We start from the raw sequence: 22,817 nt of genomic DNA on the forward strand, positions 1-22,817 counted from the left end.
CGCTCACACTCAGCTCAGGTGGGGACGGCACGTGGCCGTGGTGCGGTCCGGAGGACCGCGATGTGTCAGCTCCAGCGGGTGCGGACCGACAGGGCGGCGAGCGCGGCGGCGCCGGCGGTGGAGGTCCGCAGCACCTCGGGGCCGAGCCGCACGGCCTGGGCACCGGCGGCGCGCAGCGCCACGACCTCGCCGTCGGTGAGCCCGCCCTCCGGGCCGACGACGACGGCGACCGTGCCGCGGGAGGGCACGTCGACGCCGGACAGCGGCCGGCGGGCCTGCTCGTGCAGCACCAGCGCGAGGTCGACGTCGGCGAGCTCGCCGCACACCTGGCGGGTGGTCATCAGCCCGCCCACCTCGGGCACCCGCGGCCGGCGCGACTGCTTGGCCGCCGCCCGCGCCGCCGCCCGCCACTTCGCCAGGCCCCTGTCGACGCGGTCCTCGCGCCAGCGGGTGACGCAGCGGGCCGCGGCCCACGGGACGATCCGGTCCACGCCGAGCTCGGTGGCCAGCTCCACGGCCAGCTGCCCGCGGTCGCCCTTCGGCAGCGCCTGGACGAGCAGGAACTCCGGCTCGGGCGCGGGCACCTCGTGGCGGGCGGTCACCTGCACGCGCAGGCCGCGCGGGCCCGCGTCGAGGACCGTGCCCTCGACGACGGTGCCGCGGCCGTCGCCGACCCCCACCGGCTCCCCGGCGGCCAGCCGCAGGACGTCGACGGCGTGCCGGCCCTCGGCGCCGTCGACCAGGACCTCGGCCGCCTCGGGCAGCTCGTCGATCAGGAACAGCGGCGAGCCGTCCTGCACCGGGCGCTGGTCGTCGGCGGCCGGGGCCGTCACCGGAAGGGCTTCCGGACGCGCGAGAACAGCCCGCCGTGCCCCTCGCCGGCCGGTTCCCGGCGGTCCTCCCCGCGCAGCGCGGCGAGCTCGCGCAGCAGCTTCTCCTGTTCGGCGTCGAGCTTGGTGGGGGTCTGCACGTCGACGTGCACCTGCAGGTTGCCCCGGCCGGTCGCGCGCAGCCGCGGCGCGCCCTTGCCGCGCAGCGTCGTCACGGTGCCCGCCTGCGTGCCGGGGCGGACGTCGACGTCGGTCTCCTCGCCGTCGAGCAGCGTCAGCGGCAGCGTGGTGCCCAGCGCCGCGGCCGTCATCGGCAGCGTGACGTGGCAGTGCAGGTCCTCGCCGTCGCGGGTGAAGACCTCGTGCGGGCGCTCGCGGATCTCGACGTACAGGTCGCCGGCCGGGCCGCCGCCGGGGCCGACCTCGCCGCGGCCGGTGAGCCGGATCCGCATGCCGTCCTCGACGCCGGCGGGCACCTTCACCGGGATGGTCCGGCGGGCGCGCACGCGGCCCTCGCTGCCGCACTCGGGGCACGGGTCGGGGATGACCTGCCCGGTGCCCGCGCAGGTCGGGCAGGGGCGGGTGGACACGACCTGGCCGAGGAACGAGCGCTGCACGCTCTGCACCTCGCCGCGGCCGGAGCAGGTGGCGCAGGTGGTCGGGTGGGTGCCCGGGGCGGTCCCGGCGCCGCTGCAGGTGCCGCACAGCACCGCGGTGTCGACGGTGATGTCCTCGGTGGTGCCGAAGACCGTCTGCTCCAGGTCGAGCTCGAGCACGATGAGCGCGTCGTCGCCGGCGCGGACCCGGCTGCGGGGGCCGCGGCCGCCCACCCCGCCGCCGAAAAACGCGTCCATGATGTCGCCGAGCCCGCCGAAGCCGGCCCCGCCGAACGGGGAGCCCGCGCCGGCGCCGGCGCTGCTGTCGAACGGGTCGCCGCCGAGGTCGACGATGCGGCGCTTGTCCGGGTCGGTCAGCGCCTGGTAGGCGCGGCTGACCTCCTGGAAGCGCTCCTTGGCCTCGGGATCGGGGTTGACGTCGGGGTGCAGGTCGCGCGCCAGCCGCCGGTAGGCCTTCTTGATGTCGGCGTCGGACGCGCCCCGGGCGAGCCCCAGGACGCCGTAGTAGTCGGTTGCCATCAGGTGTTCGAGTCCTCAGCTCTCGGCCAGCAGGTGGCCGACGTAGCGGGCCACGGCGCGCACCGCGGCCATGTTGCCCGGATAGTCCATGCGGGTCGGGCCGACGATGCCGAGTCCGCCCAGTGCGCGGTCGCCCGTGCCGTACCCGACGGAGACGACCGACGCGCCCGCGAGCGCCTCGTGCGCGTTCTCCTCGCCGATGCGCACGAGCACGGTGCCGCCGCTGTCGACCTCGCTGATCAGCTTGAGCACCACGACCTGCTCCTCGAGCGCCTCGAGCAGCGGCCGCAGGCTGCCGGGGAAGTCGACGGCGACCCGGGCGAGGTTCGCCGTCCCGCCGACGACGAGCCGGTCCTCCCCCGGCTCGACCAGCGTCTCCACCAGGGCGGCGCCGACCGCCGCGACGAGCGCCCGCAGGTGCGGCGGGGCGGTGTCGAGCAGCTCGGGCACCTTGCCGCCCGCATCGGCCAGGCGCGCGCCGGTGAACGCGGAGTTCAGCAGCGCCCGCAGGTCGGCGACGTCGTCGCGGGCCACGTCGGCGGGACACTCGACCACGCGCTGCTCGACCCGGCCGGTGTCGGTGATGAGCACCAGCAGCAGCCGCGAGCCGGTCAGCTGCACCACCTCGAGGTGGCGCACGGCGCTGCGCGACAGCGTCGGGTACTGGACGACGGCGACCTGGTGGGTCAGCTGCGCGAGCAGCCGCACCGTGCGGCCGAGGACGTCGTGCAGGTCGACGGCGCCGTCGAGGAACCGCTCGATCGCCTTGCGCTCGGCGCCCGACAGCGGCTTGACCGACGACAGCCGGTCGACGAACAGGCGGTAGCCCTTGTCGGTGGGCACCCGGCCGGCGCTGGTGTGCGGCTGGGTGATGTAGCCCTGCTCCTCGAGCACCGCCATGTCGTTGCGGATGGTGGCCGGCGAGACGCCCAGGTCGTGGCGGTCGGCCAGGGCCTTGCTGCCCACCGGGTCGTTGGTGGAGACGAAGTCCTGGACGATGGCCCGCAGGACCTGGAGCCGGCGTTCGTCGTGCGCCACGGTGACACCTCCCCGTACCGGTCGACGTCCGTCGTGCGGGCCGCCGCGGGGCGGCCCCGGCAGCGGCGCCGGCGGCCCCGGAGGGCTGGCACTCGCACGGACTGAGTGCCAGCCCAGCATACGACCGGCGGGGCGTTCCGTCGCGGAGCCGGACGGACGCCACACCCTCCGGGGGGCACCGGCGGGCTCCCCGGACGGTGGATAGGGTGGCCGCGGACGGTGCCGGTGCGGGGTGGTCGGACGGAGGTCGGGCCCTGATCTTCAAAGCGGTGCGCAACGGGCGTCCCTATCCCGAGCACGGCCTGTCCACCAAGGACTGGGCGATGATCCCGCCCCGTCAGATCCGGCTCGACACGCTGGTCACCACCAAGAGCGAGCTGGCGCTGGACACGCTGCTGGCCGACGACTCGACCTTCTACGGCGACCTGTTCCCGCACGCCGTCCAGTGGCACGGCGACCTCTACCTGGAGGACGGGCTGCACCGGGCGCTCCGGGCGGCGCTGCAGCAGCGCACGGTCATCCACGTGCGGGTGCTCGACCTCGACGCGCTCATGCCCGCCGACCCCACCCGCCCCCTCTGAGCGCCGTCACGGCCGACCTCGGCGGCGGGGTCGTGCTGCGCCGGATGGTGGCCGCCGACCTGCCGGCCGTCGTCGCGCTGCTGGCCGACGACGTGCTCGGCGCCGGCCGGGAGACCGCCGACCCGGCGCCCTACGAGCGGGCGTTCGCCGCCGTCGACGCCGACCCCGCGCACCTGCTGGTCGTGGCCGACGACGGCGGCACGGTCGTTGGCACGCTGCAGCTGTCGTTCCTGCCGGGGCTCGCCGGCGGCGGGGCGCTGCGGGCGCAGGTCGAGGGGGTCCGGGTGGCCGCGGCGGCGCGCGGGCGGGGGCTCGGCGAGGCGATGCTGCGCTGGTGCGCCGCGGAGGCCCGCCGCCGGGGCGCGGCGCTGCTGCAGCTCACCACCGACGTCCGCCGTCCCGACGCCCGGCGCTTCTACGAGCGGCTGGGCTTCGAGGCCTCGCACGTCGGGATGAAGCTGCCGCTGTAGGCCGCGACCGCAGCGGCCCGGGTCAGGTCCAACTCCCCTGTCCGGCGGGGTCGGCCGCTCCTAGCGTCGGCCCATGACTCGGAAGCCGATGCGGTGCCGGTTCGGGATGCACTCCTACGTCCGGCGCCCACCCGACCGCGAGCGGCCCTCCGGGCCGGACGACAAGGTGTGCCGGCTCTGCGGGAAGCAGACCGGCGCCCCGTTCGGCAGCGCCCCGTGGGTCCTCCCCGGCTGAACCTCTACAGCCAGCCCTTGTCCGCGGCGACGCGGGCGGCCTCCACCCGGGTGCGGGCGCCGGTCTTGCCGATCGCCGAGGACAGGTAGTTGCGCACGGTGCCCTCGGACAGGAACAGCGTCCGCGCTATGTCGGCGACGGTGGCGCCGTCGGCCGCCTCGCGCAGCACGTCCGCCTCGCGGCCGGACAGCGGCGTGGCCCCGATGGCGAGGGCCGCGGCGGCGAGGTCGCGGTCGATGACCCGCTCCCCCGCGACGACGGCGCGGATGGCCTTCGCCAGCTCGGCCACGGGGGCGTCCTTGACGAGGAACCCGGCGGCGCCGACCTCCATGGCGCGGCGCAGGAACCCGGGCCGGCCGAAGGTGGTCAGCACGACCGCGCGCACGCCGGGGAGTTCCGCGGCCAGCTCGCGGGCGGCCTCCAGCCCGTCCTGCCCGGGCATCTCGATGTCGAGCAGGGCGACGTCGGGCCGGTGCTCGCGGGCGGCGGCCAGCACCTCGTCGCCGCGGCCGACCTCGGCGACGACGGTGAGGTCGGGCTCGAGCTCCAGCAGCGCCCGGAGCGCCCCGCGGACCATCGACTGGTCCTCGGCGACGAGCACGCGGATCACGCCGCCGCCCCCGCCGCCGGTCGCGCCGTCGGTCACGGGGCCGTCCCGGCCGGCACGGGCGCCAGCGGGAGGACGGCGCGCAGCTCGTAGCCGCCGTCGCGCCCGGCGCCGCCGGTGAGCGCCCCGCCGAGCTTGCCGACCCGCTCGGCGAGTCCGGCCAGCCCGGAGCCGAGCTCGGTGTCCTCGGCCGGGCCGCGGCCGTCGTCGGCGACGGTGAGGACCGCCTCGACGCCGTCGTCGGTGAGCGTGACGGCGACCGCCCGGGCGCCGCTGTGCCGCAGCACGTTCGTCGTCGCCTCGCGGACCACCCAGCCCAGCGCCGCGTCGACCGGCCCGGGCAGGGTGGGCACGCGGGCGGGCAGCCGGACGGCGATGCCCGCCCCCGACAGCGCCGAGCGCGCCTCGGCGAGCGCCTGCGCGCAGCTGACCTGGCGGTAGCCGCTGACCGCGTCGCGCACCTCGGCCAGGGCCCGGCGCGCCACCCCCTCCACGTCGGCCATCTCGGTGCGGGCGCGCGCCGGGTCGGCCTCGGCCAGCCGGCCGGCGAGCTCGCTCTTGAGCGCGATGAGCGACAGGCTGTGGCCGAGCAGGTCGTGCAGGTCCCGGGCGAAGCGCAGCCGCTCCTCGGCGACGGCGTTGCGGGCCAGCTCCTCGCGCGCCGCGGCGAGCTCGGTGTTGACCGAGACGAGGTGCCGGGTGCCGAGCAGCGCGAACGCCGTGAGCACGCACATCACCGGCAGGATGAAGAGGTTGGCCAGCTGGCCGTCGGCCGCGACGACGGCGACGCAGACGGCCGCGGCGCCGACGACCGCCCACCACACCCGGCGCTGCGGCAGGGCCACCGCCGAGGCGGCCGACACGTAGATCATCAGCCCGGCCCACGACGGCCCCATCGCGACGGCGAGCCCGACGCCGAGCGCCCCGACCACCGCCAGCCGGACCAGCGTCCCCTCGGTGCGGCAGCCGCCGAAGGACCGGCGGAACACGTCGAGGTACACGAGGGTGAACGCCAGCAGCGCCGCGCCGGCCAGCACGCGGACCGCCAGGGGGCGCTCGACGGTGACCAGGTCCGCGGCGGGGAAGACCTGGAAGAGCAGCCAGGGCAGCGACCAGCCGATCTGCTGCCAGCGGCTGTGGACGTCCACGGCGCGACCGTATCCGGGTCAGCCGGCGGTCGCGGTCAGCGGGCGACGGCGCGCGACCCCGACCGCGAGCGCGGCGAACACGACGGCGAACCCGGTGAGCAGCGCCAGCGGCAGCACCGCGGGCACCCCGCCGGCGGCGACGTCCCGGCCGGCCTCGGCGTACCAGTACGAGGGCAGGACCTGTGCGAACGCCCGCAGGCCCGACGGGAACAGCTCGACCGGCACCCACAACCCGCCCAGCGCGGCGAGCACGGTGGTGAGGATGCCGATCGCGCCGCCCGCGGCCTTCTCCTCCAGCGCCCAGCCGAGCAGCAGGCCCAGCGCGACGAACACCGCCGAGCCGAGCCACAGCACGCCGACCAGCCCCGCCCACTCCGCGGCGCCGAGCCGCACGCCGTTGACGAACCGGCCGACCCCGGCCACGACCAGCAGCGGCGGGAGGGTGAGCAGCATGCCGACGGCGACGTCGACGGCGACCACCGTCGTCTGCGGCACCGGCGTCACCCGCAGCTGGCGCAGCCAGCCCGACGCCCGGTCGAACGACAGCCGGACCGTGGCGCCGAGGGCCGCCCCGATGGCGCCGTAGGCCATCATCGCGACCATCGTGGCGGCGGCCTGCTCCTGGCTGACGCCGCCCGGCGCGCCGGCGAAGACCTGGGTGAAGAAGACGGTGAACGCGGCCGGCAGCACCACGGTGAACAGCAGGTACTGCCGGTTGCGGCCGATCCGGCGCAGCTGGAAGGCGAACAGCGGGCTCATCGGGCGGCTCCCGTCGTGAGGCTGAGGACGGCGTCCTCGAGGCTGGCGCCGCGGACCTCGAGATCGGTCAGCGGGACACCGGCGTCGAGCAGCCCGCGCAGGGTCGCCTCGACGTCGGTGGTGGTGAGGGTGACGACGCCGCCCCGCCGGGTGCCGGCGGTGACCCCGGGGACGTCGTCGGGGACCCGGTCGGCGGTGAGCCGGACGCTGCGCCCGGCCACCGCGGAGCGCACCGCGGCCGAGGACCCGTCGGCGACGACCCGGCCGCCGGCGAGGACGACCACGCGGTCGGCGACGGCGTCGGCCTCCTCGAGGTGGTGGGTGGCGAAGACGACGGTGGTGCCGCGCGCGGCGAGGTCGCGCATCGTGGCCCAGAAGGCGCGGCGTCCCTCGACGTCCATGGCCGAGGTGGGCTCGTCGAGGAGCAGCAGCGGCGGCTGGCCGGCCAGCGCGAGCGCCAGCATCACGCGCTGGCGCTGACCGCCGGACAGCGCGTCGACCGGCCGGCCGAGCAGCCCGCCGATCCCGGTGGTGGCGACGAGGTCGTCCAGCGGCCACGGGTCGGGGTAGCTGCGGCGCACCAGGTGCACGACCTCCCCGACCCGCGCCTCGCCGGGCAGCCCGCCGTGCTGCAGCATCGCGCCGACGCAGCCGGCGCGGACGGCGTCGGCCGGGGCGCGGCCGAGCACGCGGACCCTCCCGGCGGCCGGCCGCACCAGCCCGAGGACGGCGGAGACGGTGGAGGACTTGCCGGCGCCGTTGGGGCCGAGCAGCGCGACGGTCTCGCCCTGGCCGATGCGCAGGTCGAGGCCGTCGACGGCGAGCACGTCGCGGTGGCGGACGGTGAGACCGGCGACGTCGAGGGCGTCCGAGGGCATGCGCCGAGCCTGGCCGCGGGGCCCGCCCGGGCAGTAGTGCGGGACGTCGTCGTCCCGCCGTGACACCTGTCAGTCGGTCAGGTCGCGGACGACGGCGTCGGCGAGCAGGCGGCCGCGGTCGGTGAGCACGGCGCGCCCCGCCTCGTGCGCGGCCGGGTCGAGCAGGCCGCGGGCGACGGCGTCGGCGGCGCGGCGACGGCCGGCGTCGGACAGCGCCGTGAGCGGCAGCCCGTCGCGCAGCCGCAGGCCGAGCATGACCGTCTCCAGCGCCCGGTCGGCGGGCTCGAGCACCTCGCGGTCGGCGGCCGGGCTCTCGCCCGCCGCCAGCCGCTGCGCGTACGCGGCCGGGTGCTTGACGTTCCACCAGCGCACGCCGCCGACGTGGCTGTGCGCGCCCGGGCCGATCCCCCACCAGTTGGCGTTGGCCCAGTAGAGCTCGTTGTGCCGGCAGCGGGCGGCGTCGCCGCGCGACCAGTTGCTGACCTCGTACCAGTCGAACCCGGCGCCGCGCAGCACGGTGTCGGCCTGCACGTAGCGGTCGGCGAGGACGTCGTCGTCGGGCATGGGGAGCTCGCCGCGGGAGATCCGGCGGGCCAGGCGGGTGCCGTCCTCCACGATCAGCGCGTAGGCGCTGACGTGGTCGACGGGCGCGGCGAGGACGGCGTCGAGCGAGGCGGCCCAGTCGGCGTCGGTCTCGCCCGGGGTGCCGTAGATGAGGTCGAGGTTGACGTGCTCGAAGCCCGCGGCGACCGCCTCGCGCGCGGCCTGCGCGGCCCGGCCGGGGGTGTGCCGGCGGTCGAGGACGGCGAGCACGTGCTCGGCCGCGGACTGCATGCCGAGGCTGAGCCGGGTGAACCCGGCCGCGCGCAGGGTGGCGAGCGACGCCGGGGTCACCGACTCGGGGTTGGCCTCCGTGGTCACCTCGACGCCGGGCGCGACGGGGAACAGCTCGCGGACGGCCGCCATGACGGCGGCCAGGTCCTCGGCGGGCAGCAGGGTCGGGGTGCCGCCGCCGACGAAGACGGTGGAGACCGTCGGCAGGTCGGGGCCGAGCACCTCCGCGGCGCGGCGCAGCTCGGCGATCGCGGTGCCGGCGTACTCGGCGCGGTTGGCGCCGGGGCCGAGCTCGTCGGAGGTGTAGGTGTTGAAGTCGCAGTAGCCGCAGCGCGTGGCGCAGAAGGGCACGTGCACGTACAGGCCGAAGGGCGTCGTCGTCAGGTGCTCGCGGGCGCCGGCCGGCAGTGCGTCGTCCGCCGGCGGCCGCGCCGGCAGCAGCGGCAAAGTGGTGGTCATCTGCTCCCAGTGTGCCGCGCGGCCGCCACCCCGGGCAGGATGCCCGGGTGAGCTCTGCGCCCGTGGGTGAGGACCGGCTGCTGCAGGTGACCGTCGCGGGGGGCGTGGCCCGGCTCGTCCTGGACTCCCCCGCCAACCGCAACGCGCTGTCCCGGGCGATGCGGGCGCAGCTGCGCGGGGCGCTGGACGCGGCGCTGGCCGACGACGGCGTCCGCGTCGTGGTGCTCGACCACACGGGGCGGGTGTTCTGCTCCGGGATGGACCTGTCCGAGGCGGCCGGTGCGGGCGCGGGCGACCAGGGCGTGCGGGAGCTCCCCGACCTGCTCGAGACGATCTGGACCTCGCCCAAGCCGGTGCTGGCCGTGGTCCGCGGGGCGGCCCGGGCGGGCGGGGTGGGGCTCGCGGCCGCCTGCGACGTGGTGGTGGCGGCGTCGTCGGCGACGTTCGGGATGTCGGAGGTGCGGCTCGGGCTGGTGCCCGCCGTCATCTCCGCCGTGGTGCTGCCGCGGATGCTGCCGCACGTGGCGCACCGGCTGATGCTCACCGGCGAGGTGTTCGACGCGCCCGCCGCGGCCGCCGGCGGGCTCGTGGACCTCGTGGCCGCCGACGACGAGCTCGACGCCGCGGTGGACGTGCAGGTGCGGGCGCTGGCCGCCGGGTCGCCGTGGGCGCTGGCCGAGACCAAGCGGCTGCTGCGCGCGGGCGGTCTGCGGGGCTCCTTCGACGACCTGCTGGAGCTCTCGGCCCGGGCCTTCGCCGGCGAGGACGGGCAGGAGGGCATCGCGGCGTTCCGGGAGAAGCGCCCGGCCCGGTGGGTGCCCACGCTCTAGCGCCGGGCCCGTCCCCGCGGGACGCTGCGGCCGTGACCACCCCGCCCGAGGACCCGCGCGAGCGGTTCCGCACCCTCCCCGAGCCGGTCCGCTCCGAGGACACCGTGACCTCGCTCGACACCGACGCACGGCCGCTGCTCGACGACGGCGATGCGCGCGACGCGCTGCTCCGCGAGGCGGGCGGCTGACCTCCCGGACCTCTCCGGCCGGGTGCCCTCCCCGGCCGGGTGTCCTCCCCGGGCTGGTCGTGCTCTGCCCCGCCCCCGTGGGCAGAGCACGACCCGGCCCTGGGTCAGAGGACGCGGCTGGCGACCAGCTGGCCGAGGGCCCGGATGTCGGAGTTGCCCTTGAACTCCAGCCGCACCTTGCCCAGGCCGCTGAACCACAGGTCCAGCTCGGCGTCGAGGTCGAAGGTGCCGGCCGTCTCGACGGAGAAGGCCTGGATCTTGCTGTACGGCAGCGAGGTGAAGTCCCGCTTGCGGCCGGTCATGCCCTGGATGTTGACCGCGATCAGCCGCTTGTCGGTGAAGACGACGAAGTCGCGCACCGTCTTGAAGGCGTAGTACAGCTGTTCGCCCGGGACGAGCAGCGGGGCCACGTCGCCGGCGACGTCCTGGGGGTTGCACTGGCTCAGCTTGAAGACCGAGCCGCTGGAGAAGTCGATCACCCGGACACGCTAGGTCACCGGAACATCACCGTCCGCCTCCCACGCCGCCGGGGTGTCCCGATGCCGCGGCGGGTCGTGCTCTGCCCCGCCCCTGTGGGCAGAGCACGACCGCCCGCCGGACAGCGGTCGCCCTCTCCTTCGTGCTCTGCCCCGCCCCTGTGGGCAGAGCACGACCGCCCGCCGGAGGACGTGTGTCCCCTCCAGCGGAGTCGTGCTCTGCACGCAGGTGTGTGCAGAGCACGACCGCGCCCGGGACAGGTGTCGCGCTCCGGCCGGCGGGCCTCAGCGCAGCCGGCGGGAGGCGTCGGGCAGCCGCTCGGTCACCCCGCGGGCGTCCAGCCACTCCATGAGGGGCACCGCCACGCGCCGGGTCGTGCCCCACGCCGACCGCGCCTGGCTCAGCGTGAACGGCGGCGTCACCGCCGCCAGCCGCTGCCGCGCCGCCGCCTCCACGCCCGGCGCCAGGTAGACGCCGTCGGCGATCCGCACCAGCTGCCCGTCACGCACCGCCGCCGCCAGCTCCCGGGGGCCCAGCCGCGCGGCGCGCAGCTCCTCGGCGTCCGGCGCCGCGAACGGGTCGGACGCCAGCCGGGCGCGTATCCCGTCGACCGCGCGCTGCACCGCCGGCGGCAGCCCCGCCGCGGCGACCACCACCCGGCCCTCGCGCAGCGCCAGCGGCGGGCGGACCACGAGCGCCACCAGGTCGTCGGCCGGCAGCTCCAGATCCCGGCGCACGACGGCGACCGGCGGCCCCGGCTCCAGCGGGTGCGCTCGGCGGTGCGCGGCGACCAGCCCCGGCACCCGGCGGGCCAGCGTGTCCACGAGACCCGGCGCCAGCAGCCAGGGCCCGGCCCGCACCGCGTCCTCGGGCACCGGCCAGCCCATCGCGGTGAAGTCGTCGGCGCGCACCACCCGGCGCCGGGCCAGGTCGGCCGCCGCGCCCGCGGGCCCGGCCGACTGCGCGTCGAGGTCGGCGGCCCGCTGCCGGGCGGCACCGCGGCGGCGCAGCTCCGGCGGGGCGACGTCGCGGACGTCGGCGCCGAGCACCCGCCGGGCGCCCGGGTCGCGCAGCAGCACCCGGTCGCCCACCCGCAGCGGCAGCGGCGCGGCCAGCCGCAGACGCACCGCCGTCCCCTCCAGCGGCCGCAGCCGCGCGGCCACCGCCGCCGACCCCACGTGCAGCACGGCTTCGGCGGGCAGCCGGTCGGCGGGCTCGCGGGCCAGCGTGACGTCGACCTCGGCGGTGTCCCGGAACGCACCCGGCGTGAGCAGCGCGTCGCCGCGGGAGAGGTCCTCGACGGCGATGCCGCGCAGGTTCAGTGCCACGCGGGCGGTCGCCCGCGACCCCTCCACGGGCCGGCCCAGCGACTGCACCCCGCGCACCGTCACCTCCCGGCCGCCCAGCGCCAGGCGGTCCCCCGCCGCCACGGAACCCGCGGCCAGCGTCCCGGTGACCACCGTGCCCGCCCCGCGGATCGGGAAGGCCCGGTCGATCCACAGCCGCACCGGCGCCGCGGGATCGGGCGCCGGCAGGCCCGCCAGCAGCGTCTCCAGCGCGGCGGCGAGCTCCGGCACGCCCCGTCCCGACGGCGCGCTGACCGCCACCCCGGGCAGCGCGCCCATCGACGTGGCCGCCAGCCGCTCCGTGGCGTCGGCGAGCACCGGGCCCGGGTCGGCGAGGTCGGCCTTGGTGACGGCGAGCAGCGCGTGCCGCACTCCGAGCGCGTCCAGGACGGCGACGTGCTCGGCGGTCTGCGCCGACCAGCCGTCGTCGGCCGCCACCACCACGAGCGCCGCGGGCACCGACCCGACGCCGGCGAGCATGTTGCCGACGAACCGCTCGTGGCCCGGGACGTCGACCACGGACAGCACCCGGCCCGAGGGCAGCGTCGTCCAGGCGAAGCCGAGGTCGATGGTCAGCCCGCGGCGGCGCTCCTCCTCCCACCGGTCGGGCTCCATCCCGGTGAGGGCGCGGACCAGCGTCGACTTGCCGTGGTCGACGTGCCCCGCGGTGGCGATCACGTCCATCCCGTTCACGTCCACCGGCGGGCCACCTCCAGCACTGCGGCGGCCAGGTCGTCGTCGGCCGACGGCGGGACGCTGCGCACGTCGAGCAGGGTGCGCCCGTCGGCCACGTACCCGACGACGGGACGCGCGCCGCGCCGCAGCGGCTCGGCGAAGGGCTCCGGCAGCGAGACGGCGGCGCTGGGCAGCGGGTGCTCCGGCGCTCCCCCACCCCCGACCCGCGCGGCGGAGTCGACGGCGCGGGCGTCGATGCCCGCGGCGGCCAGCCGGGCGGCCAGCGCGTCGGCGCGGGCGCGCAGTCCGGCGACGTCGGCGGCCAGCATCCGCGGCACCGGCGGCAGCGGTCCGCGCAGCGTCGCCTCCAGGGCGGCCAGCGTCGTCTTGTCCACCCGCAGCGCCCGGTAGAGCGGGTGCCGGCGCAGCCGCTGCACGAGGTCGGCGCGCCCGAGCACCAGCCCCGCCTGCGGGCCGCCGAGCAGCTTGTCGCCGCTGGAGAGGACGAGGTCGGCGCCGTCGGCGAGCGTGGTCTGCAGGTCCGGCTCGTCGGGGAGCGCCGGGTGCGGGCGGAGCAGGCCGGAGCCGACGTCGGCCACCAGCGGGACGCCGGTGCCGGCCAGCCCGGCGGCGAGGTCGGTCACCGGCACCGCGCGGGTGAAGCCGCGGACGACGAAGTTCGACGGGTGCACCTTGAGCACCGCGCCGGTGCCCGGGCCGACCGCCCGCGTGTAGTCCTCGAGCGCGACCCGGTTGGTGGTGCCGACCTCGCGCAGGCGGGCGCCGGTGGCCTCCAGCAGCTCGGGGATGCGGAAGCCGTCGCCGATCTCGACCAGCTCGCCGCGGGCGATGACCAGCTCGCCGCCGAGCGCCGTCGCCACCAGCGCGAGGGCGGCCGCGCAGTTGTTCACCACAATCGCCGCCCCGGCCGCGGGCACGGCGTCGAGCAGCGCCGCGAGCGCCGCCTCCCCGCGCGGCCCGCGGCGGCCGGTGGCCAGGTCGAGCTCCACGTCGGTCGTGCCGCTGGCGGCGACCACCGCCTCGACCGCGGCCGGCGACAGCGGCGCCCGCCCGAGGTTGGTGTGCACCAGGACGCCGGTGGCGTTGAGCACCGGGCGCAGCGACGAGGCGGTCGGGGGCAGGCCGGCGAGCACCGCGGCGACGGCGTCGTCCGGTGCGAGGTCGCCCGCGCGGACGCGGGACTGGACGGCACGGACGGCGTCCTTCACCAGGTCGCGGCCCAGCCGGGCGGCGGCCTCGGCCAGTGCCGGGTCGGCCAGCAGCGTGTCGGTGCGGGGCACTGCCCGCCGCGGGTCGGCGCTCATCGCTGTCGCAGCGTATGCGCGCCGGCCCGCGGGGAGGCTGGCGGAGGCGGACGGGAATCGAACCCGCCTGACCGAGCTGCTCGGCCACGTCGGCTTTAGAGGCCGCGGGGGCCACCAGGCACCCTGACGCCTCCGCCGGGCAGCCTACGGCGCGCTCACTCCTCCGCGCAGATCGCGGCCATCTCCTCCAGGTAGTCGGCCCAGGGGGCCAGGCCGGCGTCGGCGCGCAACTGCTCGACGGCGGCCTCGTCGGCCAGCGGCACCGCCGGCTCGGGCCCCTCCGGCGTGCAGGACACCTGGGTGCCGTAGGTCTGCGGCTGCCCGGTGTTCGCCGCGACCCGGTCGGTCAGGTAGGCGAGGTCGCCGGGCGAGGCCCGCCCCTCGGCTACCGCCGCGCGCAGCAGCTCCAGCGCCCGCTGCTGGAACGCCGGGTCGAGGTCGGAGTGCTGGGCGATCGCCCACGCCGCCTCCGCGCCGTCCTCCCCCACCAGGTCGCGGCCGGGCCAGCCGTGCTCGTCGAGGATCTGCGCCAGCCGCTCGGTGCGCGCGGCGTCGCCCTCCGGGTCGGGGCCGCCGGTGCGCCCGCTCTGGTCGCGCTCGAGCATGGCCAGCAGCTCCGCGCGCAGCGCCGGGTCCGAGCCGGTCGGCACCGGCGTCGCCGCGGTGGGCGCGGCGGACCCGGTGGCGGGTGCCGCCGCGGCGGGCGGCGACGCCGTCGACGCCGCCGGTGGGGGCCCGGCGCCGGTCGCGCAGCCGGCGAGCAGCACCAGCAGCGCGGCGGGCAGCAGGCGGGTCACGGGCGGCCTCCGGGGTCTGCCGCGAGCGTCCTCGCGCGCGCCCGACGTGTCCAGCGGCGGCGGACTAGCGTCGGCCGGGTGACCAGCGCGCCCGCCACCGTCCGGCTCACCCAGTACGCCCACGGGGGCGGTTGCGCCTGCAAGATCCCGCCCGGCGAGCTCGAGGCCGTCGTCGCGGGACTCACCCGCACCGGCCCGGCGGACCCCGCCGCCGAGCTGGTGGTCGGCCTCGACGACGGTGACGACGCGGCCGTCGTCCGGATCCCCGGCGGCCAGGGCCTGGTGCTGACCACCGACTTCTTCACCCCGGTCGTCGACGACGCGTACACCTTCGGCCGGATCGCCGCGGCCAACGCGCTGTCCGACGTCTACGCCATGGGCGGCACCCCCGTCGTCGCCGTCAACCTGCTCGGCTGGCCGCGCGACGTGCTGCCCGCCGAGCTCGCCGCCGAGGTGCTGCGCGGCGGGCTGGAGGTGGCGCAGGAGGCCGGCTGCCACGTCGGCGGCGGGCACTCCATCGACGACCCCGAGCCGAAGTACGGCATGGCGGTCACCGGCCTGCTCGACCTCGACCGGGTCATCCGGAACGACGCCGCCGTCGCCGGCACGCCGCTGTCGCTGACCAAGCCGCTCGGCGTCGGCGTGCTCAACAGCCGCATGAAGGCCACCGGCGAGGTGAGCGAGGAGGCCGTCGCCTCGATGACGGCGCTGAACCGGGACGCCGCGCGGGCCGCCGTCGCCGCGGGCATCCGGGCGGGCACCGACGTCACCGGGTTCGGCCTGCTCGGCCACCTCTACAAGATGGCCCGGGCCAGCGGGGTGACCGCGGTGCTCGACGCCGCCGCCGTCCTCTACCTCGCCGGCGCGCGGCAGGCGCTGGCCGACGGGTTCGTCTCCGGCGGCACCCGGCGCAACCTCGACTGGGTGCGGCCGCACACCGACCTGTCGGCCGTCGGCGAGGACGAGGCGCTGCTGCTGGCCGACGCGCAGACCTCCGGCGGGCTGCTCCTGGCCGGCGAGGTGCCCGGCGCCCCGGTCATCGGGGAGTTCGTGCCGCGGCAGGACGCCGTCGTCGTCGTCCGCTGAGATCGTCGTCCGCCGACGGCGCGTCCCGCCCGACGCGCCGTCCCCGGCCGGGCCCGCGCCCCGATCCGTTCCGCGCCTGCCCGGCCGCTGCCACCCTGCCGCCCGCGCCGGACCGGAGGTCCCGGGAGGCGCGGAGGAGGACGACGATGAGGACGAGGACGGCCGCGGCGGTGACCCTGCTGCTGGCTGCCGGGACCCTGGGCACGCTGACCGGCACGGCGGCGGCGGCACCGCCCGGGAACACGACGACGGGGTCGGCCGACGCCTTCCCGCTCGTCGGCGGCGCGGGGGTGTTCCTGAGCGCCTTCGACCCGGACGGGGAGGCGGCGTTCGTCGTGCCGGAGGTGTTCGCCGGCCGCTACGAGTGCGTGACCGAGGAGCGGGTGCCCGCCGCGTTCTCCGGTCTCGGCGCGGTCAGCGCGGCCGGGACGGTGACGCTCACCTGCTCCGGGTTCGAGGCGCCCGACCTCACCGGGACGCTCACCGTCGACGTGGCCTGGCGCGGCCGCGGGCCGGTCACCGCCCAGCCGCCCGTCCCGTCGGAGTGCCGGCTGCGCGTCCTCGAGCGCGCCGCCGACGTGACCGGCTCGGTCACCGTCGACGTCCCCGGGCTGGTCGACGCGACGGCGGCGCTCGACGGGGTGCCCGGGACGATCCGCTCGGCCCTGTCGAACTGCGCGGCACCGCGCTGACCGCGCGTCCCGGTCCGGCGGGCGCGGTGTCGCCCGCCGGACCGGGGTGTCCTAACGTCCGGCGCATGCGCGCCGTCTTCGTGTCCTCGCCCTCGTCCGACGACCCGCTCTCCGTCCTGGAGGTCGGCGAGCGCCCCGAGCCCGAGGTCCCCGACGGCTGGACGACGGTGCAGGTGAAGGCCGTCTCGCTCAACCACCACGACCTGTTCAGCCTGCGCGGCATCGGCCTGCCGCAGGAGCGGATGCCGATGATCCTGGGCACCGACGCGGCCGGGCTCGACGAGGACGGCAACGAGGTCGTCGTCCACGGCGTCGTCGCCAGCCCCGGCTGGACCGGCGACGAGACGATGGACCCCAAGCGCTCGCTGTTCTCCGAGCTGTACCAGGGCACGATGGCCGAGCGCGTCGCCGTGCCGCGGCGCAACGTGCTGCCCAAGCCCGCCGAGCTCTCCTTCGCCGAGGCCGCCTGCCTGCCCACCGCCTGGTTGACCGCCTACCGGATGCTGTTCGTCCGCTCCGGCCTGCGCCCCGGCCAGACCGTGCTCGTGCAGGGCGCCAGCGGCGGCGTGGCCACCGCGCTCGTCGTGCTCGGCCGGGCCGCCGGCTACCGGATGTGGGTCACCGGGCGCAGCGAGGAGAAGCGGGCCGCCGCGCTGGAGCTCGGCGCCGAGCAGGCCTTCGAGACCGGCGCCCGGCTGCCCGAGCGGGTCGACGGCGTCATGGAGACCGTCGGCAAGGCGACGTGGGGCCACAGCGTCAAGTCGCTCAAGCCCGGCGGCGTCATCGTCACCTCCGGCGCCACCACCGGCTTCGACCCGAGCGCCGAGCTCAACCGCGTCTTCTTCACCCAGCTGTCGGTGGTCGGCTCCACCATGGGCACCCGCGACGAGCTCGAGTCGCTGATGCGGATGTGCGCGGTCACCGGCGTGCGCCCGGTCATCGACGTCGAGCTGCCCGTGGCCGAGGCCCGCGAGGGGTTCGCCCGCATGCTCGAGGGCCGCACCGCCGGGAAGATCGTCTTCACCCTCTGACGGGGCGCTCCCGCAGCAGCACCAGCGCCGCGACCGCCGCGAGTCCCGCGGCGGTCGCGGCGCCGGCGAAGACCGTGTGCAGCTGGGTGAGGACGGCGGCGTTCGCGGCGGCGTCGTACGCGGGGCAGTCGGCCGGGGTGTCGGGGCAGACGGTGAGCGGCGAGCCGATCGCCTCGACCTCGGCGGTGAACCGCCGCAGCGCGACGGCGGTCAGCAGCGACAGCCCGACCAGCATCCCCACGGTCCGGGCGACGACGGCGAGCGCGCTGGCGCTGCCGTGCACCTCCGGCCCGGTGACGGCGAGCAGCACCGCGTTGACCGGCGCGATCGCCAGGCCGAAGCCGAGACCCGCGGCGAGCAGCACGACGGTCGAGGCCCACGAGTCCAGCGAGGTCTCGCCCCAGCCGGTCATCGCCCACAGCGCGAGCGCGGCCAGCGCCATGCCGGCCGCGGCGACCAGCCGGGGCGCCACCCGCCGGCACAGCCACCCGCCGGCCACCGCGCCCACCGGGACGGCGACCAGCAGCCGCAGCAGCACCAGTGCCGCGCCGAGCTGGTCGCCGGGTGTGGTGGTGGCGCGGGCGAACAGCGGGACGTCGACCAGCGCGGCCACCAGCGCCACGCCGACCAGCAGGTTCACCAGCAGCGCGCCCCAGGCGCCGGCCGGGCGCAGCGCCCCCAGGGGCAGCACCGGGTCGGGCGTGCGCCGCTCGTGCAGCCAGAACGCGACGGCGGCGGCCGCGGCCACCGGGAGCAGCACCGGCCCGTGGGCGACGACCTCGGTGGCGGGGTCGGCCGCGGCGAAGGACCACACCAGCGCCCCGAGCGCGACGACGGCCAGCAGCGAGCCGACGACGTCGACCTCGCGCACCAGCCGCGGCACCCCGCGCAGGGGCAGCACGGCGCCGTCCGGCGCGGCGAGGCTGCGCGCTCCGAGCGCGAGCCCGGCGAGGACGGCGACGAGCACCAGCGGCGTCGCCGCCGGGACGCCGTCGAGCAGCGGCACCCAGGCCAGCCCGAGCGTGACGTCCTCGGCCAGCGCGGCCGGCTCGGCGAGCTGGAGGCCGCCCGCGGCGCCGGCCAGCGCGAGCAGCGCGAGTCCCACGGGGTCCGGCCGCCGTCCCCCGGTGACGACCACCCCGGCGGCCAGCGCCAGCCCGAGCAGCAGGTTGAGCCAGAAGACTGCGCGCCAGTCGGCGACGGCGAGCACCGCGGCGCCGGCCAGCGGCCCGAGCACCGCGCCGGCCTCCTGCACCGCGCCGACGACGCCCAGCGGGACCGCGCGGCGCTCCGGCGGCCACCGGTCGGCCACCAGCGCCAGCGTGGCCGGGACGAGCCCGCCGGCGCCCACGCCCTGCAGGCCACGGCCGGCCACCGCGAGCCCGAGACCGTCCGCCGTCGCCGTCAGCAGGGAGCCGAGGGCGAACAGCAGCAGGCAGCCGGCCAGCACCGGGACGCGGCCGCGCAGGTCGGCGAGCCGGCCCAGCAGCGGCAGCGTGGCGGTGTAGCCGAGCAGGAAGCCGCCGATGATCGGCGTCGCCCGCTGCAGCTCGTCGATGCCGACGCCGACCCCGGCGAGGATGTCGGGCAGCGCCAGGACGACGACGTAGGTGTCGGCCGCGGTGACCAGGACCGCGAGCGTCGCGAGGACGACCAGCGGCAGCCCCGGGACCGGGCGGGCGTCCTCCCGCGGCTCAGCCGACTGGCGGTGCGGTGATCTCGACATCGGCGCCGGGGTCGGACAGCTCGATCGTGAAGGTGGCGTCCTGGCCGGAGGCGTAGAACGGGCCGGTCAGCTCGGCGCGGCGCAGCTCGCCGCTGTCGGGGGCCACGGAGAAGCGCGCCTGCACCGGCTGGGCCGGGTCCGCGCTGGTGAGCACCTGCTCGACCAGCTCGCCGGGCAGCTCGGCGGTCACCTCGCGCACCACCTCGCCGTCGACCCGCCGCTCCTCCCCCAGCTGCGCCGAGTCGGCCTCGGCGAGCAGCTGCGAGATGCCGGTGTCCGGGTCGAGCAGCGCGCCCGGGTCGCCGAAGCCGAACTGGGCGGGGTCGACCTCGCTGTAGCCGCTGGTGAACGGCAGCTGGGCGTAGACGGTCCCGTCGACGGAGACCACGGCCAGGTCCAGGGAGGAGCCCGCGGCCAGGACCTGCAGGGTGCCCTCGAAGGAGGCCGGCCGCAGGACGTCGCCCTCGCCGCCGACCAGCGCGGTGCCGGTGGTCGGGGCGCCCTCGCTGGTGAGCACGAAGTGCAGGCTGCTGGTCTCGTCGAGCGTCGTCTTGGCGCGCGAGAGCAGGTCGCCCGCGGACTCCTCCGGCTCCCCGCCCCCGCAGCCGGCGAGCGCGACCACCAGCCCGGTCCCCAGCGCGGCAGCGCGGCGCAACAGCATCCCGACCTCCCCGTTCGCGCCGGGTGCGCCCGGCGCGGGCACGGTAGCGCGCCGCTCGGGTCAGGCCCGGGCGGCCGAGTCCGTGGCGCGCGCGATCCGCTCGGCGAGCTTCGGCCGGTCCTTGACCGGGAACGACGCGAGCGCCGGCTCCAGCTGCGCCACCCGGTACCGCTGGGTGGTCAGCGCCCGGAACGCGAGGCCGGTGGTGACGCCGTGGCCCGGCCGGGAGACGACCGTCACCTCGTCGCCCGCGCCGACGTCGCCGGTCTCGAGCACCCGCAGGTAGGCGCCGGTGGCGCCGCGCGCGGTGAACCGCTTGACCAGGTCCGGGACGTCCCAGAAGCGGGCGAAGTTGGCGCACGGGATGCGCGGCGCGGTCACCTCGACCAGCGCCGTCCCGATCCGCCAGTGCTCCCCCACCTCGGCGGCGGTGAGGTCGATGCCCGCCGTCCGCAGGTTCTCCCCGAACCGGCCCGGCGGCAGGTCGCGGCCGAGCTCGGCGGCCCAGACGTCGGCGTCCTCCTGGGCGAAGGCGTAGACCGCCTGCCCCTCCCCGCCGTGGTACTTGCGGTTGACCTGCACGTCGCCGTCGAGCCCCAGCTCGTACACGGCGACGCGGCCCTCCCGCGGGCGCTTGTCGATGCCGCTCCGGTCGGGCCGGCGCCCGGGCAGGGGCAGCAGGTCGGAGCCGGAGACGCAGACGGCGAGGAGCCGGCCGCTCACTTCTTCGCGGCGGACGGCTCGTTGGTGGAGAGCGCGGCGACGAACGCCTCCTGGGGGACCTCGACGCGGCCGACCATCTTCATCCGCTTCTTGCCCTCCTTCTGCTTCTCCAGCAGCTTCCGCTTGCGGGTGATGTCACCGCCGTAGCACTTGGCGAGGACGTCCTTGCGGATGGCGCGCACCGTCTCGCGGGCGATGACCCGGGAGCCGACGGCGGCCTGGATGGGCACCTCGAACTGCTGCCGCGGGATGAGCTCGCGCAGCTTCCCGGCCATCATCACGCCGTAGCTGTACGCCTTGTCCTTGTGGACGATGGCGCTGAACGCGTCGACGGCCTCGCCCTGCAGCAGGATGTCGACCTTGACCAGCGCGGACTCCTGCTCGCCCGCCTCGGCGTAGTCGAGGCTGGCGTAGCCGCGGGTGCGCGACTTCAGGGCGTCGAAGAAGTCGAAGATGATCTCGCCGAGGGGCAGCGTGTAGCGCAGCTCGACCCGGGACTCGCTCAGGTAGTCCATGCCGCCGAGCTGGCCGCGCCGGCTCTGGCACAGCTCCATGATCGCGCCGGTGTAGTCGCTCGGCGCGATGATCGTGGCGTTGACGATCGGCTCGAAGACGCGGTCGATCTTGCCCTCGGGCCAGTCGCTGGGGTTGGTGACGGTGTGCTCGGTGCCGTCCTCCATCACCACCCGGTAGACGACGTTGGGCGCGGTGGAGATGAGGCTGATGCCCGCCTCGCGCTCCAGCCGCTCGCGCACGATCTCCAGGTGCAGCAGGCCGAGGAAGCCGACGCGGAAGCCGAAGCCCAGCGCCGCCGACGTCTCCGGCTCGTAGGTGAGCGCGGCGTCGTTGAGCAGCAGCTTGTCCAGGGCCTCGCGCAGCAGCGGGTACTCGCTGCCGTCGATCGGGTAGAGCCCGGAGTAGACCATCGGCTTGGGGTCACTGTAGCCGCCGATCGGCTCGGCGGCCGGCTTGTGCTGCAGCGTGACGGTGTCGCCGACGCGGGACTGGCGGACGTCCTTCACGCCGGTGATGAAGTAGCCGACCTCGCCGACGCCGAGGCCCTCGACCGGCTTGGGCTCGGGCGAGATGACGCCGATCTCGAGCAGCTCGTGCGTGGCCCCGGTGGACATCATCTTGATGCGCTCGCGGCTGGAGATCCGGCCGTCGACGACGCGCACGTAGGTGATGACGCCGCGGTAGATGTCGTAGACCGAGTCGAAGATCATCGCGCGGGCCGGCGCCTGCGCGTCGCCGACCGGGGCGGGGATCTGGGCGACGATCTGGTCCAGCAGTTCGGGCACGCCCTCGCCGGTCTTGCCGCTGACGCGCAGGACGTCCTCGGGGTCGCAGCCGATGATGTGCGCGATCTCGGCGGCGTACTTCTCCGGCTGGGCGGCCGGCAGGTCGATCTTGTTGAGGACCGGGATGATCGTGAGGTCGTTCTCCAAAGCCAGGTAGAGGTTGGCCAGGGTCTGCGCCTCGATGCCCTGCGCGGCGTCGACCAGCAGGACCGCGCCCTCGCAGGCGGCCAGCGACCGGGACACCTCGTAGGTGAAGTCGACGTGGCCCGGGGTGTCGATCATGTCGAGGACGTACTCGGCGTCGCCGACCTTCCAGGGCAGGCGCACGTTCTGCGCCTTGATGGTGATGCCGCGCTCGCGCTCGATGTCCATCCGGTCGAGGTACTGCGCGCGCATCTGCCGCGCCTCGATGATCCCGGTCACCTCGAGCATCCGGTCGGCCAGCGTCGACTTGCCGTGGTCGATGTGGGCGATGATGCAGAAGTTCCGGATCCGGGCGGGATCGGTCGCAGCGGGAGTCGTCACAGTGCCGCCATCGTCCCACGACCTCGCCGCCCTGCCGAGCACCCGCCCCGGGCCGGGTGCGACGCGGGTTGGGGTGGCGGTCGGGGCGCTGGTAACCTGGCAGGCCGGTCCGCCGACGCATGCCGTCCGGACGCACTGACAGACTCCCTTCCTGCGAGACACCGAGGCTCACGCGTGGCGAACATCAAGTCCCAGATCAAGCGGAACAAGACGAACGAGAAGGCGCGGCAGCGCAACGTCGCCGTCAAGTCCGCCCTGAAGACGGCCGTCCGCCGCTTCCGCGAGGCCGCCGCCGCCGGCGACACCGAGGCCGCGACGACCGCGCTGCAGAAGGCCGGCAAGGCCCTCGACAAGGCCGCCAGCAAGGGCATCATCCACAAGAACCAGGCCGCCAACCGCAAGTCGGGCATGGCCAAGCAGCTGACCAGCCTCTGAGCTGCGTCCCCGCGCTCCTGCGAC

The 22,817-nt window shown here is 76.6% G+C and carries 25 protein-coding genes and 1 tRNA gene; 9 read left to right on the forward strand and 17 right to left on the reverse strand.

What is annotated here, in order from left to right:
• Nucleotides 1-65 precede the first annotated feature (65 nt).
• Genes WA616_RS07425 through hrcA form a run of 3 tightly spaced genes read right to left on the reverse strand, consistent with a single transcriptional unit; the run spans nt 66 to nt 3,004 of the window.
• Entirely contained in the window at nt 66-833 is a 768-nt protein-coding gene (locus WA616_RS07425; RefSeq protein ID WP_336028655.1) for a 16S rRNA (uracil(1498)-N(3))-methyltransferase, read from the reverse strand.
• Nucleotides 830-1,966, reverse strand: a complete 1,137-nt coding sequence (dnaJ, locus tag WA616_RS07430; RefSeq protein WP_073419185.1) for a molecular chaperone DnaJ — start codon at nt 1,964-1,966, stop codon at nt 830-832. The genes WA616_RS07425 and dnaJ overlap by 4 nt, the downstream gene beginning before the upstream one ends.
• A gap of 15 nt (nt 1,967-1,981) precedes the next feature.
• Complete coding sequence (hrcA, locus tag WA616_RS07435) at nt 1,982-3,004, reverse strand: heat-inducible transcriptional repressor HrcA (RefSeq protein WP_073419184.1); 1,023 nt, start codon at nt 3,002-3,004, stop codon at nt 1,982-1,984.
• A gap of 206 nt (nt 3,005-3,210) precedes the next feature.
• Here hrcA and WA616_RS07440 point away from each other — a divergent pair, with 206 nt between their 5' ends.
• The 3 genes from WA616_RS07440 to WA616_RS07450 all read left to right on the forward strand — a co-directional run bounded on the left by WA616_RS07440 (nt 3,211) and on the right by WA616_RS07450 (nt 4,290).
• The gene (locus WA616_RS07440) at nt 3,211-3,585 is read left to right on the forward strand and encodes a type II toxin-antitoxin system VapB family antitoxin (protein ID WP_442901983.1); all 375 of its coding nucleotides are present in this window, start codon (nt 3,211-3,213) and stop codon (nt 3,583-3,585) included.
• A 32-nt stretch (nt 3,586-3,617) separates the two neighbouring features.
• Entirely contained in the window at nt 3,618-4,055 is a 438-nt protein-coding gene (locus WA616_RS07445; protein ID WP_336028658.1) for a GNAT family N-acetyltransferase, read from the forward strand.
• Nucleotides 4,056-4,128: 73 nt separating this feature from the next.
• Entirely contained in the window at nt 4,129-4,290 is a 162-nt protein-coding gene (locus WA616_RS07450) for a hypothetical protein (protein WP_336028659.1), read from the forward strand.
• Nucleotides 4,291-4,294: 4 nt separating this feature from the next.
• Here WA616_RS07450 and WA616_RS07455 read toward each other — a convergent pair whose 3' ends face one another.
• The 5 genes from WA616_RS07455 to hemW all read right to left on the reverse strand — a co-directional run bounded on the left by WA616_RS07455 (nt 4,295) and on the right by hemW (nt 8,975).
• Nucleotides 4,295-4,936: a response regulator transcription factor gene (locus WA616_RS07455; RefSeq protein ID WP_442901984.1), complete on the reverse strand. Its 642-nt coding sequence runs from the start codon at nt 4,934-4,936 to the stop codon at nt 4,295-4,297.
• Nucleotides 4,933-6,045 (reverse strand): sensor histidine kinase, encoded by a 1,113-nt coding sequence (locus WA616_RS07460; protein ID WP_336028660.1) that lies wholly within the window; start codon nt 6,043-6,045, stop codon nt 4,933-4,935. Before WA616_RS07460 ends, WA616_RS07455 begins: the two co-directional genes overlap by 4 nt.
• A gap of 18 nt (nt 6,046-6,063) precedes the next feature.
• Nucleotides 6,064-6,804: an ABC transporter permease gene (locus tag WA616_RS07465; RefSeq protein ID WP_336028661.1), complete on the reverse strand. Its 741-nt coding sequence runs from the start codon at nt 6,802-6,804 to the stop codon at nt 6,064-6,066.
• Nucleotides 6,801-7,682 (reverse strand): ABC transporter ATP-binding protein, encoded by an 882-nt coding sequence (locus WA616_RS07470; protein WP_336028662.1) that lies wholly within the window; start codon nt 7,680-7,682, stop codon nt 6,801-6,803. The genes WA616_RS07465 and WA616_RS07470 overlap by 4 nt, the downstream gene beginning before the upstream one ends.
• A 69-nt stretch (nt 7,683-7,751) precedes the next feature.
• Complete coding sequence (gene hemW / locus WA616_RS07475) at nt 7,752-8,975, reverse strand: radical SAM family heme chaperone HemW (RefSeq protein WP_336028663.1); 1,224 nt, start codon at nt 8,973-8,975, stop codon at nt 7,752-7,754.
• Between the two features lie 47 nt (nt 8,976-9,022).
• Between hemW and WA616_RS07480 the strand changes: the two genes are divergently transcribed.
• Nucleotides 9,023-9,805: an enoyl-CoA hydratase-related protein gene (locus WA616_RS07480; RefSeq protein ID WP_336028664.1), complete on the forward strand. Its 783-nt coding sequence runs from the start codon at nt 9,023-9,025 to the stop codon at nt 9,803-9,805.
• 32 nt (nt 9,806-9,837) lie between these two features.
• Nucleotides 9,838-9,993, forward strand: a complete 156-nt coding sequence (locus tag WA616_RS07485) for a hypothetical protein (protein ID WP_175562792.1) — start codon at nt 9,838-9,840, stop codon at nt 9,991-9,993.
• A 104-nt stretch (nt 9,994-10,097) separates the two neighbouring features.
• Here WA616_RS07485 and WA616_RS07490 read toward each other — a convergent pair whose 3' ends face one another.
• The 5 genes from WA616_RS07490 to WA616_RS07510 all read right to left on the reverse strand — a co-directional run bounded on the left by WA616_RS07490 (nt 10,098) and on the right by WA616_RS07510 (nt 14,613).
• Nucleotides 10,098-10,472, reverse strand: coding sequence for a PH domain-containing protein (locus WA616_RS07490; protein WP_073419178.1), 375 nt, complete (start codon nt 10,470-10,472; stop codon nt 10,098-10,100).
• 282 nt (nt 10,473-10,754) lie between these two features.
• Nucleotides 10,755-12,515, reverse strand: coding sequence for a selenocysteine-specific translation elongation factor (gene selB, locus WA616_RS07495; protein ID WP_336028667.1), 1,761 nt, complete (start codon nt 12,513-12,515; stop codon nt 10,755-10,757).
• Nucleotides 12,506-13,816, reverse strand: coding sequence for an L-seryl-tRNA(Sec) selenium transferase (gene selA, locus WA616_RS07500; RefSeq protein ID WP_336028668.1), 1,311 nt, complete (start codon nt 13,814-13,816; stop codon nt 12,506-12,508). The genes selB and selA overlap by 10 nt, the downstream gene beginning before the upstream one ends.
• A gap of 38 nt (nt 13,817-13,854) precedes the next feature.
• Nucleotides 13,855-13,950: transfer RNA gene (locus WA616_RS07505), tRNA-OTHER, on the reverse strand.
• A 21-nt stretch (nt 13,951-13,971) separates the two neighbouring features.
• Nucleotides 13,972-14,613, reverse strand: coding sequence for a DUF6624 domain-containing protein (locus tag WA616_RS07510; RefSeq protein ID WP_336028669.1), 642 nt, complete (start codon nt 14,611-14,613; stop codon nt 13,972-13,974).
• Nucleotides 14,614-14,691: 78 nt separating this feature from the next.
• On the opposite strand from WA616_RS07510, the gene selD reads away from it, so the two are divergent.
• From selD to WA616_RS07525, 3 genes are all read left to right on the forward strand, one after another.
• Nucleotides 14,692-15,699: a selenide, water dikinase SelD gene (gene selD, locus WA616_RS07515; protein ID WP_336028670.1), complete on the forward strand. Its 1,008-nt coding sequence runs from the start codon at nt 14,692-14,694 to the stop codon at nt 15,697-15,699.
• A 146-nt stretch (nt 15,700-15,845) separates the two neighbouring features.
• Nucleotides 15,846-16,391, forward strand: coding sequence for a hypothetical protein (locus WA616_RS07520; RefSeq protein WP_336028671.1), 546 nt, complete (start codon nt 15,846-15,848; stop codon nt 16,389-16,391).
• A 65-nt stretch (nt 16,392-16,456) separates the two neighbouring features.
• Complete coding sequence (locus WA616_RS07525; protein WP_336028672.1) at nt 16,457-17,422, forward strand: zinc-binding dehydrogenase; 966 nt, start codon at nt 16,457-16,459, stop codon at nt 17,420-17,422.
• Here WA616_RS07525 and WA616_RS07530 read toward each other — a convergent pair.
• The 4 genes from WA616_RS07530 to lepA are packed head-to-tail and all read right to left on the reverse strand — an operon-like array spanning nt 17,412 to nt 22,358.
• On the reverse strand, nt 17,412-19,148 hold the full coding sequence (locus WA616_RS07530; RefSeq protein WP_336028673.1) for an MFS transporter: 1,737 nt from the start codon (nt 19,146-19,148) through the stop codon (nt 17,412-17,414). The two genes, WA616_RS07525 and WA616_RS07530, sit on opposite strands and share 11 nt — an antisense overlap.
• On the reverse strand, nt 19,117-19,809 hold the full coding sequence (locus WA616_RS07535; RefSeq protein ID WP_336028674.1) for an LppX_LprAFG lipoprotein: 693 nt from the start codon (nt 19,807-19,809) through the stop codon (nt 19,117-19,119). The genes WA616_RS07530 and WA616_RS07535 overlap by 32 nt, the downstream gene beginning before the upstream one ends.
• 60 nt (nt 19,810-19,869) lie before the next feature.
• Nucleotides 19,870-20,532 (reverse strand): MOSC domain-containing protein, encoded by a 663-nt coding sequence (locus WA616_RS07540; protein WP_336028675.1) that lies wholly within the window; start codon nt 20,530-20,532, stop codon nt 19,870-19,872.
• Nucleotides 20,529-22,358, reverse strand: coding sequence for a translation elongation factor 4 (gene lepA, locus WA616_RS07545; protein WP_336028676.1), 1,830 nt, complete (start codon nt 22,356-22,358; stop codon nt 20,529-20,531). Before lepA ends, WA616_RS07540 begins: the two co-directional genes overlap by 4 nt.
• Before the next feature lie 174 nt (nt 22,359-22,532).
• Between lepA and rpsT the strand changes: the two genes are divergently transcribed.
• The gene (gene rpsT / locus WA616_RS07550) at nt 22,533-22,793 is read left to right on the forward strand and encodes a 30S ribosomal protein S20 (RefSeq protein WP_073419169.1); all 261 of its coding nucleotides are present in this window, start codon (nt 22,533-22,535) and stop codon (nt 22,791-22,793) included.
• The last annotated feature ends 24 nt before the right edge of the window (nt 22,794-22,817 follow it).

Source organism: Geodermatophilus sp. FMUSA9-8, assembly GCF_037034165.1.
GTDB lineage: Bacteria > Actinomycetota > Actinomycetes > Mycobacteriales > Geodermatophilaceae > Geodermatophilus > Geodermatophilus nigrescens.

Coding starts and splice junctions, on each gene's coding strand:
- dnaJ (WP_073419185.1), bottom strand. CDS start 1,966: ATGGCAACCGACTACTACGGCGTCCTGGGGCTCGCCCGGGGCGCGTCC.
- WA616_RS07450 (WP_336028659.1), top strand. CDS start 4,129: ATGACTCGGAAGCCGATGCGGTGCCGGTTCGGGATGCACTCCTACGTC.
- WA616_RS07465 (WP_336028661.1), bottom strand. CDS start 6,804: ATGAGCCCGCTGTTCGCCTTCCAGCTGCGCCGGATCGGCCGCAACCGG.
- WA616_RS07470 (WP_336028662.1), bottom strand. CDS start 7,682: ATGCCCTCGGACGCCCTCGACGTCGCCGGTCTCACCGTCCGCCACCGC.
- hemW (WP_336028663.1), bottom strand. CDS start 8,975: ATGACCACCACTTTGCCGCTGCTGCCGGCGCGGCCGCCGGCGGACGAC.
- selA (WP_336028668.1), bottom strand. CDS start 13,816: ATGAGCGCCGACCCGCGGCGGGCAGTGCCCCGCACCGACACGCTGCTG.
- WA616_RS07520 (WP_336028671.1), top strand. CDS start 15,846: ATGAGGACGAGGACGGCCGCGGCGGTGACCCTGCTGCTGGCTGCCGGG.
- WA616_RS07525 (WP_336028672.1), top strand. CDS start 16,457: ATGCGCGCCGTCTTCGTGTCCTCGCCCTCGTCCGACGACCCGCTCTCC.
- WA616_RS07530 (WP_336028673.1), bottom strand. CDS start 19,148: ATGTCGAGATCACCGCACCGCCAGTCGGCTGAGCCGCGGGAGGACGCC.
- WA616_RS07535 (WP_336028674.1), bottom strand. CDS start 19,809: ATGCTGTTGCGCCGCGCTGCCGCGCTGGGGACCGGGCTGGTGGTCGCG.